12 protein-coding genes are annotated in these 13,672 nt (G+C 54.8%); 6 read left to right on the forward strand and 6 right to left on the reverse strand.

Annotated elements, in window-relative coordinates:
- The coding region (locus tag Q7O77_RS07215) for a sugar porter family MFS transporter (RefSeq protein ID WP_304164981.1) at positions 1-1,370 on the reverse strand (1,370 nt) is incomplete at its 3' end.
- 495 nt (positions 1,371-1,865) lie between these two features.
- A complete protein-coding gene (locus Q7O77_RS07220; RefSeq protein ID WP_304164984.1) occupies positions 1,866-3,527 on the reverse strand; it encodes an alpha-keto acid decarboxylase family protein in 1,662 nt (553 codons plus the stop codon).
- 287 nt (positions 3,528-3,814) lie between these two features.
- Here Q7O77_RS07220 and Q7O77_RS07225 point away from each other — a divergent pair, with 287 nt between their 5' ends.
- From Q7O77_RS07225 to Q7O77_RS07250, 6 genes are all read left to right on the forward strand, one after another.
- A complete protein-coding gene (locus Q7O77_RS07225; protein ID WP_304164986.1) occupies positions 3,815-4,639 on the forward strand; it encodes an alpha/beta fold hydrolase in 825 nt (274 codons plus the stop codon).
- Positions 4,640-5,032: 393 nt separating this feature from the next.
- Complete coding sequence (locus Q7O77_RS07230) at positions 5,033-5,446, forward strand: GNAT family N-acetyltransferase (RefSeq protein WP_304164988.1); 414 nt, start codon at positions 5,033-5,035, stop codon at positions 5,444-5,446.
- Between the two features lie 31 nt (positions 5,447-5,477).
- Positions 5,478-6,167, forward strand: a complete 690-nt coding sequence (locus tag Q7O77_RS07235; protein WP_304164991.1) for a PAS and helix-turn-helix domain-containing protein — start codon at positions 5,478-5,480, stop codon at positions 6,165-6,167.
- Positions 6,168-6,348: 181 nt separating this feature from the next.
- Positions 6,349-7,623, forward strand: coding sequence for a cytosine permease (locus Q7O77_RS07240; RefSeq protein WP_304164993.1), 1,275 nt, complete (start codon positions 6,349-6,351; stop codon positions 7,621-7,623).
- A gap of 228 nt (positions 7,624-7,851) precedes the next feature.
- A complete protein-coding gene (locus Q7O77_RS07245; protein WP_304164995.1) occupies positions 7,852-8,535 on the forward strand; it encodes an oligogalacturonate-specific porin KdgM family protein in 684 nt (227 codons plus the stop codon).
- A 21-nt stretch (positions 8,536-8,556) separates the two neighbouring features.
- Positions 8,557-9,834, forward strand: coding sequence for a histidine-type phosphatase (locus Q7O77_RS07250; protein ID WP_304164998.1), 1,278 nt, complete (start codon positions 8,557-8,559; stop codon positions 9,832-9,834).
- Between the two features lie 98 nt (positions 9,835-9,932).
- On the opposite strand, the gene def is transcribed toward Q7O77_RS07250, so the two are convergent.
- From def to Q7O77_RS07270, 4 genes are all read right to left on the reverse strand, one after another.
- Positions 9,933-10,454 carry a peptide deformylase gene (def, locus tag Q7O77_RS07255; RefSeq protein WP_304165000.1) on the reverse strand — a complete coding sequence of 174 codons (522 nt, stop codon included), beginning with the start codon at positions 10,452-10,454 and terminating at the stop codon, positions 9,933-9,935.
- Entirely contained in the window at positions 10,441-11,688 is a 1,248-nt protein-coding gene (locus Q7O77_RS07260) for a DUF2075 domain-containing protein (RefSeq protein WP_304165001.1), read from the reverse strand. The genes def and Q7O77_RS07260 overlap by 14 nt, the downstream gene beginning before the upstream one ends.
- Before the next feature lie 202 nt (positions 11,689-11,890).
- A complete protein-coding gene (locus Q7O77_RS07265; protein WP_304165005.1) occupies positions 11,891-12,871 on the reverse strand; it encodes a nickel/cobalt transporter in 981 nt (326 codons plus the stop codon).
- Between the two features lie 240 nt (positions 12,872-13,111).
- The gene (locus Q7O77_RS07270) at positions 13,112-13,456 is read right to left on the reverse strand and encodes an MliC family protein (protein WP_304165008.1); all 345 of its coding nucleotides are present in this window, start codon (positions 13,454-13,456) and stop codon (positions 13,112-13,114) included.
- Positions 13,457-13,672 lie beyond the last annotated feature (216 nt).

Raw genomic sequence — 13,672 nt, forward strand, 5'->3', positions numbered from 1 at the left:
AGATTCAGCAATGCGTAGAACCACATAGCGCCGCCGATGCCCAGCCAATTCACCATCGACAACGCGGTAGAGGTGAGCAGCAGGTTAGAGCCCCACAGCGTGGCCGCATGCAGGCTGCTGGCCTTTTCACGTACGCCCAACGGGTAAACCTCTGAGCCCACCAGCCAGCCGATGACCTGAATCCCGCCCGAGTTGAAGACCATAAAAGCGAACAGGCAGGCCACAATCAGCCAGCCGTGCTGACCGCCGTTGGCGTTCAAGCGAAACATCAGACCCAACAGGGCCAGGCTGATGACCGCGCCGGGGATCATATAGAGCGTCAGCGAACGACGGCCGATACGGTCGACCAACAACTTACCCACGATAGTCAGCACCAGATAAATAGCCGCCACGCCCAGCGCGGAGTGCAGCGCCATGTCCCGGCTGAAGCCAGCGCCGGTCAGGAAGGTCGGCGTGTAGTAGATCATCATTTCGATGCCGGACAGCTGAGTAAACGCGGCAATGCCCAGTCCGACGATCAGCGCCGGGCGCAGCCACGGCTGCTTCAGGTCTTTCCAACTGCCGGTCGACTTGCGTTTGGCGCGTTCATGCACACGCTGAATGGCCTTGATCTCGCGGCGCACTTCCCGGGCGGTCTCCCGCACCGTGTCCAGCGCCACGTGGGCTTCCTTCATGCGCTTTTTACCCACCAGCCAGCGCGGGCTTTCCGGCAGCGGCAGCATGCCGATCAGCAGGATCACCGCAGGGATCGCTGCGACAGAGAACATGACTCGCCAGGACCACAGATCCTGCATGAAGGTCCCGACCAGCGCGGCGGTGAGAATGCCGATCCCGATAGAAATATTGAAGAACGTGACCAGCCGGCCGCGTTTCTCCGGCGGCGCCAGCTCGGCAATATAGACCGGCACAATCTGCGACGCGCCCCCGACGGCAAACCCCAGCACCAGCCGCGCGGCACCGAGATAATAGGCGTTGGGAGACAGACCGGAGCCGATAACCCCCAGCGCGAAGATAGCGGCGACGATCATGACCGTATACCGCCGTCCCAGTACGCTGGACAACTTACCGCAGGACAAGGCTCCGACCACGGCGCCGACTAATATGGCGCTGGTGACCAGCTCCTGAGCATGGGAAGAGAGCGAAAAGTCATGAGTGATTTGCAGCAGAGCGCCGGAAATAATCCCGGTATCATACCCATATAAAAATCCCGCAATGGCGGCTATGGCAGTTGCTGTCAATAAAAAGGCATCAGCGCTTAAAAAGCTGTTATTTTCACTATCGGACGTGTCGGATAACTTTTCATTGTCAGCCGGTAATACCACCGGTGGTTTGTCACTATATTTGTCGCTGTCGTCGTGTACATCAGACATAATTTTCCTTTATTTCAAGTGAGTGTTAAACGTGGCATAGGTATTTTTTCGAAAGGTGGTTATTGATGAAATGTTCGGACATATCGCCTGATGACGATATTATCGACCGCGAGATAAAGTATTTATAGATATAGCATAACATCCCGTGACTGTCACCCCTGAATAAAATGACACCTTGCTGAAGAATAATTTCGCATCAGGGCAATATGTCATAAATACCGAAACAGCAATAACAGCCACAAGAAAGGAGATAAATATAAAATATAAGAAATGGTTATACCTCGAGAATAAAAATATAACTTCCCCCTCCGAAAGAAATAGTGATAAACCGACAAGAAATAACACAAAAAATAACGCGTAACGCCGCAGAACGCAGTGCAATAAATATCACTCATAAGCGGCGAGGAATAACCGAGATTCATGGGAAATGATTCACCCGCTTCGGGCATTATTGCAGACCACATAGACAAGGTGGCCTGCAGAGCGCACACCGCGCTATGAACGGCGGGGAGACGTTATCCCAAAATTAAAACGGTTGCAGTTGCTACACAGCGCTTTCAACGCCTGCGGACCGTCCATTTCCGCCAGCCTGACTTCAATCAACGTGAGCGACTGCGCATGCCTGGCGTGTTCCAGCGCGGCGTCCAACTGGGCGCCATTTTCGACTACCGTACCGACGACCTCCTCGCCGCCCCCCATCGCATGAAGCAGCTCGGTGTAACGCATGGACGGTATGGTGTTATAGGACGAGTTCTCCCCCAGGATATAGCGCTCAATCGTGTAGCCGTTGTTGTTGAGCAGAAAAATAATAGGAGCCAGACCGAGACGCATCAACGTCGCCAGCTTCTGACAGGAGATCTGAAAAGCCCCATCGCCGACGAACAGCACATGCCGTCGCTGCGGCGCGGCCAGAAGCGTTCCCAGCAAGGCCGGTAATGAGTAACCAATGGCTCCCCAGAGTGGCTGCCCCACCACCGTGACGCCCTCAGGCAGCGACAGGCCCATGACTCCCGCAGTGCTGGTGCCGATATCCACCACCACGACATCATCCGGCTGAAGCAGGGTTTGCATACGCTGCCAGAACGCCGACTGTCCCCAGGGTAAATCTCTGGTCACCGTCGGGGATGGCACAACGGGCCTTGCTCTTTCCCGCTCCGGCAGCGCGAGCATAACGGCGCGCAGCAGATCCGCCGTCGCCACGGCGGGATAGAAGTCCGCATCCATCGTCAGAGAAAAGGGCGCGATCTGGACGACATGTTTGAACAGCGGCGACGTGGAGAAAAAGTTGGTGTTGAGATCGATAGGTTTGACGCCGAAAGACAGCGTGCAATCCGCCTCATCCAGTCGACGAAGCACGTCTGGGCGCGATAAATCGCCGCTGTAGTTCCCAAGCCACTGCGGGTCATTTTCCGGAATCACCCCTTTCGCCGTCGACATCGAGACGATGGGTATCGAAAAGCGTCGGGCGAACGCGCACAGCATCTCGGACAGACCAAAGCGCGCCACCGCATGGTCAACCAGCATCACCGGCATTTCAGCCCGTTCCAGACGACGGGAGAGCGCCTCGGCGGCCATCTGCAATCGGCGGGCGTCGCTCTGCGGCATCACATAATCGTAGGGCGTATCCGGGACATCGATTTCCACATCGCTAATATCCGAAGGCAGCTGCAAGTAGACAGGTTTCTTTTCAATGTAAGCGCGGGATATGACTCGGGGAAGGGACTGGGCTGCGTTTTCGGGCGTGATAAGTAGCTGGTCGGCGGTGAATTGACGGAAACAGATCATGTTATGGTCTAACTGACCGTCCGCCAGTGAATGATGCAGCAAAAGCCGATGCTCTCTGGCATAGAGCGGCGGCGCGCCGGTCAGAAAGATGATCGGCACCGACTCTGCATACGCGCCAGCAATGGCCGACAGTACCGCCAAATCGCCGACGCTATAAGTGGTCACCAGTGCGGAAACACCGTGGATCCGGGCGTATCCATCTGCCGCATACCCCGCATTGAGCTCATTACAGCTCCCGATAAAATCGATCTGATCATCGTGCTCAATCAACTCCAGCAGCTCAAGATTGTAATCGCCGGGGGTGCCGAAAACGGTTCGAATAGATAAGGCTTTCAGCTGCGTCAGCACAAATGCGCCAATCGTGGTTTTCATCCTGCATTCCTTTGTGAATTAAGATGTCGCCCTTGAGTAAAGCCTGCTCATGCTGTCCTGTAAAATGCCGTGAATGCGTCGATCTGCCCTGCCGTGACGACAATCAGGCCAATACGCGATTTCATTCTCTCACTGCGCCAAATGAGCCGTGCCAAACGCCGATCGCCGGTCAAATAAGGATATCCTGCTAAGCTGAAAAGTATCGTCTGCGTCGCTCCAAATCCGCATCGAACGGGTCTGGAATACGCATTCGTCTTCCTAATCGCAACGTACCAGAGGTGTCACGCATGAGCACGTTCAGAACGAAAGACGGTACTCAGCTGTATTACAAGGATTGGGGGAAAGGTAAGCCGCTGCTGTTCAGCCACGGCTGGCCGCTGGATGCCGATATGTGGGACAGTCAGCTGCATTTCTTCGCCGAACACGGCTTCCGGGCCATCGCCTTTGACCGCCGAGGCTTCGGGCGATCCGATCAGCCGTGGAACGGCTACCACTACGATACGCTGGCCGATGACATTCACGAATTGATCGAACATCTACAGTTGGACGAGATTACGTTGATCGGCTTTTCAATGGGCGGCGGCGACGTTTCCCGCTACCTCCACCGCCACGGCTCTCATCGCGTCAGCGCACTGGCGTTACTCAGTGCGGTGACGCCGAAGCTGATGAAGTCGACCGACTATCCTAACGGGGTGGAACAACAGGTCATCGACGGTATTCGCGAAGGGATCATGCAAGACCGCGCGCAGTTTATCAGCGATTTCGCAACGCCGTTTTACGGTCTCAACAAAGGCACGCACGTCTCCGACGGGGTACTGACCCAAACGTTGAACATCGCGCTACTGGCTTCTCTGAAGAGCACACTCGACTGCGTTACGGCATTTTCTGAAACGGACTTCCGCCCGGATATGCAGAGCATCAACGTTCCCACGCTGGTTATCCACGGCGATGCCGACCAGGTTGTGCCGTTCGAGTCTACGGGCAAGGTGGCCTCAGAGATGATCAAAAACGCCCAACTTAAGGTCTATGAAGGTGCGCCACATGCTATCGCTCAGACGCACCGGGAGCGCTTGAATCAAGATCTGCTGGAATTTATTCGGTCGGTCGACTAATTGTCCACTCATCCGAGCCTCCGTCTGAGAGGCTCATTTTCCCTAAAAATAGGGTGTCGCTTAATATTATAAACACACTGTATACGAACGCTTATTATTTGCTTTTTATCATTGGGAAATATTACGCTAAAAATTATGCCCACTAATCATTAATCCCCATCCAATAAGAATATATTTCCCTGGTGATGACACAAAGAGGATACAACTAATAGTTTCCCTATAAGCGTATTTAAGGCTTCAATTTTCTTGCATAAAACCCGCATTAAACTAACCGATTTAACCGAAAGCTGAATGAGTAAAAACCGCCCTTGTCACAAAAATTAATTTATGATAAAGATTAGCGTTCGCCCGGATGCGACATAACCTTTATTAAAAAGCAGGAGCATAACAATAATGAAGTTAAATATTACCGACACCCCCAATCCTCAGGATGAGGAATTTGTTATTCAAAGTTTACTACAACACAATAAACAATTTCAGGAAGGGGATATTCACCCTCTCTTTTTGACGTTCACCAACGACAATAATGAAATTATCGCCGGGCTGGTAGCCAGAACCTGGTGGGGGGCGCTGGAAATCAAATTTCTGTGGGTCGGCGAGGCGTATCGCCAGGCCGGTTTGGGCCGCCAAATGATGCAGCAGGCCGAGGCGGAAGCGAAAAAGCGCGGCTGTCATATGGCCTATGTCGATACCTTCAGTTTTCAGGCCAAGGGATTTTACGAGAAGCTCGGTTATCGGGAGTACGGCCACCTCCCCGGCTACGCTCACCAATTTACGCGGCATTATCTCCACAAGGAATTCCAGTAAGTTATCAATCCGTCTTCAAAGGAGGGCCAGGATGCCACCGGAAACAGAGGACATCAGTCGTTATATCGGCGGTCTGATTACCGTGATGGAAGCATTGCACGAACCCTGGGGAATCAAAGACCTGGCATCGCGGCATATCTATATGAATAAAGCCGCCCTGACGTATACCAATACGCCCGCCCATTTTGAGTTCGAAGGGAAACTGGATGCCGAATTCCCCGCCGAGTGGGCGGAAATGTCGGAAGACTTTATAGAGCACGACCGGCGAACAGAGCATAGCAAGAAAAGCGTCGCCGTCATCGAAACGCACTATTGGAATGGCGACCCGTTTCTCTCGCCGTTCGTCAGCGAAAAAATTCCTATTTTCGACGTTAAGAAACGCTGCATCGGCACCATGTGGAACGCCAAGCCACTGACGACGCTCTCCCCTCTGGTTTATATCGATAAGAAGGCGCCTTCCACACTCATTACCCGCGTCGAAAACAGTTTATTTACCCCCTCGGAACTGGAAATGATTTTTCTGATCTTGCAGGGATTTTCGGGGAAGGAGATTGCCAGAAAAACCAACCTCGCCTACAAAACCGTTGAAAACAGAATATATAGCATTTACCAAAAAGCCGACGTGCATTCACTGCATCAATTTAAAGCGTTTTGTTATCACACGGGATTGGATAAATACATTCCGCCCAGCCTGCTAGTGAAAGGCATTCAATATATTTAGCGCGTTGACCGCGTCGGACAAATTCACCGGCCGTGCAACCCGAGATGCTCTCTATTGTCTTGGGCAAAAAAGGGAGCCCCGCATCCGTTAGATGAGCAGGGAATCGCATTTGCCCTTCGCTGGCGTCAAGACCAGCCGCGCCAGCAGGGATAGGTGATTAACCACAAGGACTTAGGAAAACATGGAAAAAATAGACGATTACCCGGTGAGCCGGGTTCCCCTCTCGGCAAGACTGCCCTTTTTTAATATCGCACTGGTACACATCGGTATGCTGACCGCACTGGACCAATTCATGCTCGGCGCCGTACTGGGCCACTCGATGACGCTGGGTCAGGCCTTTACCGCTATCGCCATCGGCAGCCTCATTTTCGGCATTGTCACCGTCGGTCTGGGCTACGCGGGCATGCAGGAGGGGCTGTCCGGCAGCCTGCTGGCGCGGTGGTGCGGATTTGGCCGACTGGGTGCCGTGCTGATGGGCGTGGTCATCGCCATTAGTCTGCTCGGCTGGTTCGGCGTACAAAACGCGGTGTTTGCGCGAGCGCTCAACTTTGCGCTTAACGACAAGCTGGGCTTCGCCGGGTCCGCCACCCTCTCGGGCGTGGCGCTGACGCTGCTGGTCGCCTTTGGTTTCAAAGCCCTGCGCTATACCGCCCGTATCGCCGTCCCGCTGTTCGTCGGTATCGTCGCCTACATTTCCACCCAAACGCTGGCGGGCCATTCGCTTTACGCCCTGATTGACTCAATCCCTTCCGAGTCCGTCTCCATTAGCGCCGGGGCGACGATGGTCGTCGGGGGATGTATTGTCGCCAGCCTGATTACGCCGGATATGACCCGCTACTCGCAGAAAGGCCGCCACGTTTTCTGGATGACCCTCATGTCGATCATCGTCGGCGAATTTATCGTTAACGGGCTCGCAATTCTGATCGCCAGAGCGCTGAATACGGCGGATGTTGTCACCATTATGTCGCAGATGGCCGGTGGGATTGGGCTGATCGCCGTCGTGTTCTCCACGCTGAGAATCAACGATATCAATCTTTACTCCTCTTCGCTGGGGCTGGCGAACGCCATTGAAGGGGTTACCGGTAAAAAGCTCAGCTACATGTCCATCACGCTGGTCATTGGCCTGATCGGCACGCTGCTGTCGGTGCTCGGCATTCTGGACCGTTTTGTCGATTTTCTGACGCTGTTGGGCGTGGTTTTCCCGCCGATTATCGGGGTCATGCTGGTGGACTATTATCTGCTGCGCAGCCATAGAACGCTGCTGGATGCCAGCCGCAAAGCGGGTCGGTTGCCGGATGCGGCCGCCACGCCAGCGGTTGGTTGGGCGGCCATCATCGCCAGCGTTATCGGCAGCGTGGTGGGCCTGAACGTTGAGTGGGGCGTGCCCGCCTTTAATTCACTCGTCGTCGCCAGCGTGCTTTACATCGTGCTGAAGAAGGCGACACGTCTGCCTTGAATGCAATAGCCGACCAATTCTGCCGACGGTGAAAATAACGCCACGCCGTCGGTAGAATGACAATCTATTCATCATGAGATAAAAAGCATTTTATTTTATAGGGGCATATTGACTTCTCCCTTATCTAATAAAATCCCATCTCATTGTCCCGGCGACAAATAACGTTCATTTTTCTGTCATGTCGCGTCCCTATATTCGCAGCACTTTTAGCACAAACGGCGATCATTAATGTTTTTACGTCATATTTTATTCATACCTTTATGCGTGATGTCTTTTCAATCGCAGGCGGTTTCTCTTTTCTGGAAACATGAATTCAGCGATGTTTCCCGAACCCATAGCGATAAATGGGGTATTGAACATCGTTTCAGTCAGGGACTAGGGTTGTCCGCGGAGTGGGAAACTCATCCGCGTGAGTCATCGGATGGTTCAGCTGGCAAGGCATTCAATCATTTACGTAAAGATAAAACGGAGTTTGGCGTCGATTACGCGTATGCGGTTTCCCCTGCGGTGACATTGACACCCGGCCTGACGTCGAGCATTTACGATGAAAAGCAAACCTGGAAACCGTCATTAAGCGCGGAATGGGTTGTGGTCGATAATATTGCGCTTGCGACGCGTTATCGCTACGAAATAACAGATTACGATGATAAACCCACCAAGCATACTCACCGTATCGATGCGGGTGCCAAATATAAATTCAGCCACGCGACGCTATCTTATAAATATTCTCGTTATTTTAGCGATCAGCCTATTTTTGCTAAACGAGATACCGACTACGAACATCAAGTCGAAATGAAAATTAAATTCCTGACCCACTGGCAATATGTCCTTGAGGTCACCAATGAATCCGTGTCAAAAAGCAGCGATAAACGGCAAACCACCTACGCGACCGGATTTAAATACACGTTTTAATCATAAGGTTCATGATCCGCTATGACTATTTTCAAATGGGGTGCTGCCACGCTGGCGCTGATGACAACCTTTCCGTTAATGGCCGCGCCCAAAGCGCCATTTACGCTGGAGCATGTCGTCACGCTGAGCCGTCACGGCGTTCGTCCGCAGACGGACACCGATGCGTTGAACAAAGCAACGGGTAAAACATGGCCCGAATGGACGGTACAGGACGGTCACCTTTCCGGCCACGGTTATGCCGGTATTCTCCATCAGGGCGCCTATCAGATCGCCCATTGGCGTGAAGCCGGTCTGCCCATCGGTACGAAATGTCCACAACCGGAGCAGGTCTTTGCCTGGTCCAGCCCGTTGCAAAGAACCCGTGCGACGGCGCAAGCGCTTCTCGACGGCATGTTTCCGGGGTGTGGACTCGCGGCAGGCAGCACACAGGAGAAGCTCGATCCGCTGTTTCAAAGCGTGGATATGGGTTTGAGCCAGCCAAATAAAGACATCGTCAAACAACAGATCACGGCGCGAACCGGCAGCGCAGACGATCTGAATAAACGCTATCAGCCCGCCATCTCGCTGCTGCGCGCGACGGTCTGCGCGGAGACGCCGTCGTCCTGCGAATTCCTCAACGCCCCGTGGAAGCTGGTGGAGAAAGAGCATGGCGTGTCGCTCAAAGGCCCGCTGTCGCCGGGATCGACGATAGGAGAAACTATCCGATTGCAGTACAGCGAAGGGCTGCCGCTGTCCCAGGTAGCGTTCGGCCACGCCCGTAATGCCCGCGAAGTCGCGGCGCTGATGGCGCTGCACGCGGCCAAATACGACCTGGTCAGCGATACTCCGGAGCTGGCGCGACACGGCGGGACGCTGCTGATGTCTCAGCTGGCCGCGGCGCTCACCGCGGGAACAACGGCATCCGCCCCCGAAAACCCTAGCCTGAAAGCGCCGCTGGTCATGTTCGTCGGCCATGACACCAACATCGCCCAGATCCAGACCATGCTGCAGATGAACTGGCAGTTGGGCGACTATCCGCGCAACGATATCCCGCCGGGGGGCAGCCTGGCGTTCGAACGCTACCGTGACACCCACAGCGGTGAGCGTTATGTACGGCTGACGTTTAGCGCCATGTCGCTGGATCAGTGGCGTCATCTCAGCCCACTGACGACAGACGCGCCGCCGCTCATCGAGGAGTATCACGATAGTCATTGCCAGCAAACCGCCGTCGGTTGGCTCTGCCCGCTGGACCACATCGTCGAGAAGATGACGCGCTCTCAGGTCGCGGGTATAACGTCTCCGCAACCGCTGTTCCACTAGGTTTGCACTCATCACGGGTGCTTTTCGGCGCCCGTGCCCCCTTCATTCTGGCGCTCTATCATCTCGTCACCACGACGATGGTGCTGAACGGATCGGTATTAACCGCGCGGCGCGAGCTTACGACGCAGCTTTGCCAGCTGAGTTCGGATGCGGTTACGTTTCAGATCGGACAGCTCATCGATCAGCGACAGACCGTCCAGATGATCGATTTCATGCTGGAGACACACGGCCAGCGCCCCACCCGCCTCTATCGCCTGACGCACGCCATCCAGATCGGTATAAGCCACGCGTACGCGCTGAGCCCGCTCCGCAGGCAGCGGATGCTGCGGGATGGAGGAACACAGTTCGAGATGCGAGGTCTTTTCCTCAGATCGTTCCACCACCTCCGGGTTGATCAACGCCAAACGCTGGCGCACGCCGTGTTCGTCATCCATATCGATCACCACGATGCGCTGCGGGATCCCCAACTGAATCGCGGCCAGCCCTGAATCGTTCATGCTCTCAATAACGCCAAACATCCGCTCCACCAGTGCATTAACGGAGGCATCGATCTTCTCGACGCGCAGGGACACCTTTTTCATGCGCGGATCGTCAATCCACACCAGTTCATTCGCAGACATGTTTTTCTCCGTGATTCTCTGCTTCTTGCTGTAAGCGAAGCAGTTGACGACGCAGTGGTGCGTCGTGCGCATAAATATAGAGTCCATCAATCGCGCGGGTCATCAGCACGTTGATGGCGTTTAGCATGATACGCACTTTTACCGCCTCGGCATCGTCGAGACGCCCGGTTCCCTGAAACGCCGCGCCGTCCTCATAACGGGACGGGTCGATGACGATTTCACGGCGTTCTGCATCCCACGACACCGACGGTCCCAGAATCAGCCCAACATAGTTGAGATCAAAGCCCTGCACCGTGTATACCGAGCCCACTTCGTCGATGGTATCTTCCCGCTCCGCCCACGGCAGGCGCTCGTTCGGCTTCGAGCGATCCCAGCGCAGCCGAAAAGCGCCCTCTTCGATGAAGTGATCCTGCCCGTCCAACCGGTAGGGGTAATCATAGGTCGATAGCATTCGCGACAGTCCGCTGTCGGCGTTACGCCGCCGGATCGCCGTGTACATGGCCTGGGCATCGTCGAAGATTTTTAGCTCAAACGGCGGCTCGCCGGGCGCAGCCACGGGCAAAGGCTGCAGCTCACGCTGACAGAATTGGCCAATCCAGCGCTGCACCGACGTGGCCGCCTTCATCCTGAACTGATGCCGCAACAGATGGACTTCGTGCGGGCCGTGGGCGATCAGTCGCTCAAGATCGCCTTCCCGCCACAGGCTTTTGGATTTCAGCACCTGCTGCTCGTCGAAAATCAGCACCACACAGCGGGCGAGGCGCAAGATCTCTTCCAGATGATTGTCCTGAAAAAAGTGGTTGTAGCGGTCGCTGCGCGTCAGCAGCAAGTGGGCTTCATCCACCAGCACGATATCCACCTTGTCTTCGCGTTTATGCAGGCGATTGATGAACGTCGTCGGGCGCTCATAATCTTTTTTGCGAAGAGCGGATTGCGCCTCTGACGCGTTTTTATAGGCTTTGAGCATTTCGGGATGATTGACGAGCAACACGTTTTCGCTGCCGTACAACGGATGATCTGGCCGCTGACGCGCATCTCGCTGAAGATCGGCGAACAGCGCATGCAGGAACACACTTTTGCCGGTGCCTGCTTCGCCCTGAATCACGAAGCATGCCTGAGAGGCGTGACGATGCTGACAGAGAAAGGCTTCTACGCGCTGCTTGAGCGCCAGTTGCTCATCCGACAGCGTTTTTTCTGGCGAGAGCTTAAAGCTCGCCCGGTTCATTTGAGACATAACGTTGGAATAATCTGAGAGTAAGTCGGCTCTTCACCCCCGCGATAAGCGGCAAGGAGCGCCCGTCACTGGCATTGCCTCATTTCCAAAAGGAACGGAGCCCGGCCGCCGTTGACGCCTAATGAAAACATGCTGGCAAGGGGGTGACAACCTCGAAGACGTCCGCCCCCGTTTCATCTCCCCCTTCCAAGGGAGCGTGCGCTCAGCAACCGTTGTTAAGCGCATCGCCGATAGCGTTCGCCGGCAAGGTGGAGGAGAACAGCAGGAGCGCAAACAGGAACAGTAGCAAGCCGGAGGCCGCCAGCAGCCAGGGTCGCAGCGTGACAAACAACGGATGGCGCGCACGCTGATACAAGGACGCTGCCCGATCGCGTGACCGAATGACCCACGTCGCCAGCGCGCAGACCGCCAACGCAGTTCCCAACGCCATCGCCATCACGGCGCCCACGCCCCAGTTGAAGCAGCCGACCGCATTGGCAAATGCCAGGATCATAATCGCGCCGGTGCAAGGCCGGATGCCGATTGCCGCAATCATGGCTAGCGCAGACGGCAGGTCGCGCGGCACCGCCGTCGGGTTAACGGCATGATGTCCGCAGCAGGCCGTCGGCTCGGCGGACAAGCACACACGAGGCCGCGCCAGCACGGACGACGCGCCCGTGGCCACAGGCGTACAACGATGGATGGTCGGACGGGTTCGTCTCCTGCGTAAGGCTCTTACGATCATCAAGATGGCGAACACCCCGATGTACAGGGCGCTGATTTTTTCCATATACCAGCGGCTCAGGCTGAGATCGCCCATCGACACATTGAGTAAAATCACCAACAAATAGACGAAAAAGATAGCCACGAGGCCCTGCGTCATGGCGCCAAGAAAGGCGATGGTTCTGGCGGAGGAGGCGTTCTCATGGGAGACGCTAAGGTAGGTTGTGATGATGAATTTGCCATGACCGGGGCCGACCGCATGCAATACGCCGTAGGTGAAGCTGGCGGCCAGCAACAATACGCCATAGCCCACGTGTTGATTTCTGAGCTGCAGCAGATATCCCACCAGATAGCGATGGATATAGATCTGTATCGACAACATCACGGAGAGAAAATCGGACCAATAACTTACGATCGTCGCGATCAATGCGATAAACAAAAACGCGGCAATACCGCACATCACCTGCTGTTTTCCTGACATCCTTATCAGCCTCCGCCTGTATTTTTCCCGACGGGATCATAGGCCGATCGCCGCAAGAAATCACGTCGGAGACAAAAAGGCGTGTCGAGACCGGTGTTGTCGGATGTGCCGTTTGCGGCGATTGCCCGTCCGAAAACCGCGCGCTTCTATCATGAACCGGCAGGTCGCGACGACAAACGGCAAAGCATGGCGGGACCGCGTTCTCTGCCGAAAACGTTATCTCATCGCCGAGGTCACGCCTTACTTATGACACTCAATTTTTTTATCTTCGATGACCTGTTTCAACGTCCCGTTATCGCCCTTGGTCCACCATTCGTAAACGTTGCCGACGTAGCGGGCTCCACTGGCAGCAGGCACGTTAACCATCAAGATTTTGCCTTTATCCGGAATATTGACCAGCGCAGCATGATTCGGCTCGTTGCTGTAGTACATCACCCCCAGTTTTGAGCCGTCGTCACAGACATACATCTGTTTCGACACGTCCATCTGCTCATTGCCGGGCACCATGAACTCAGCGGGATCGTTGGAATGGCAGGCGGTTAACGCCACGCCGCCGACCAATGCAAAAATAATTGATTTTTTCATCATAAATTCCTTAGGAAGCCTGCAAAAAATATAGCAATTCCCAGGAAATACGCACAAAAAAGGCCGGATGACGAAAGGACCTGATAGGCCATCGTCATCCGGCCAGAGCGACCGTACACCGCTTACGCGGCAAAGGCGTTAGAAGCTGAAGATGGAAGCGCCCTGCTCCTGTCTCTTATACACATCTCCGAGCCCACGAGACTAAGGCGAATCTCG

Origin of the sequence: Lonsdalea britannica (genome assembly GCF_946477055.1) — a bacterium.
GTDB classification, from domain to species: Bacteria; Pseudomonadota; Gammaproteobacteria; order Enterobacterales; family Enterobacteriaceae; genus Lonsdalea; species Lonsdalea britannica_A.

Bases quoted from the DNA above. Each gene is read 5' to 3' on its own strand.
- Q7O77_RS07220 (WP_304164984.1), bottom strand. From the start codon at position 3,527: ATGAAAACCACGATTGGCGCATTTGTGCTGACGCAGCTGAAAGCCTTA.
- Q7O77_RS07225 (WP_304164986.1), top strand. From the start codon at position 3,815: ATGAGCACGTTCAGAACGAAAGACGGTACTCAGCTGTATTACAAGGAT.
- Q7O77_RS07230 (WP_304164988.1), top strand. From the start codon at position 5,033: ATGAAGTTAAATATTACCGACACCCCCAATCCTCAGGATGAGGAATTT.
- Q7O77_RS07235 (WP_304164991.1), top strand. From the start codon at position 5,478: ATGCCACCGGAAACAGAGGACATCAGTCGTTATATCGGCGGTCTGATT.
- Q7O77_RS07240 (WP_304164993.1), top strand. From the start codon at position 6,349: ATGGAAAAAATAGACGATTACCCGGTGAGCCGGGTTCCCCTCTCGGCA.
- Q7O77_RS07245 (WP_304164995.1), top strand. From the start codon at position 7,852: ATGTTTTTACGTCATATTTTATTCATACCTTTATGCGTGATGTCTTTT.
- Q7O77_RS07250 (WP_304164998.1), top strand. From the start codon at position 8,557: ATGACTATTTTCAAATGGGGTGCTGCCACGCTGGCGCTGATGACAACC.
- def (WP_304165000.1), bottom strand. From the start codon at position 10,454: ATGTCTGCGAATGAACTGGTGTGGATTGACGATCCGCGCATGAAAAAG.
- Q7O77_RS07260 (WP_304165001.1), bottom strand. From the start codon at position 11,688: ATGTCTCAAATGAACCGGGCGAGCTTTAAGCTCTCGCCAGAAAAAACG.
- Q7O77_RS07265 (WP_304165005.1), bottom strand. From the start codon at position 12,871: ATGTCAGGAAAACAGCAGGTGATGTGCGGTATTGCCGCGTTTTTGTTT.
- Q7O77_RS07270 (WP_304165008.1), bottom strand. From the start codon at position 13,456: ATGAAAAAATCAATTATTTTTGCATTGGTCGGCGGCGTGGCGTTAACC.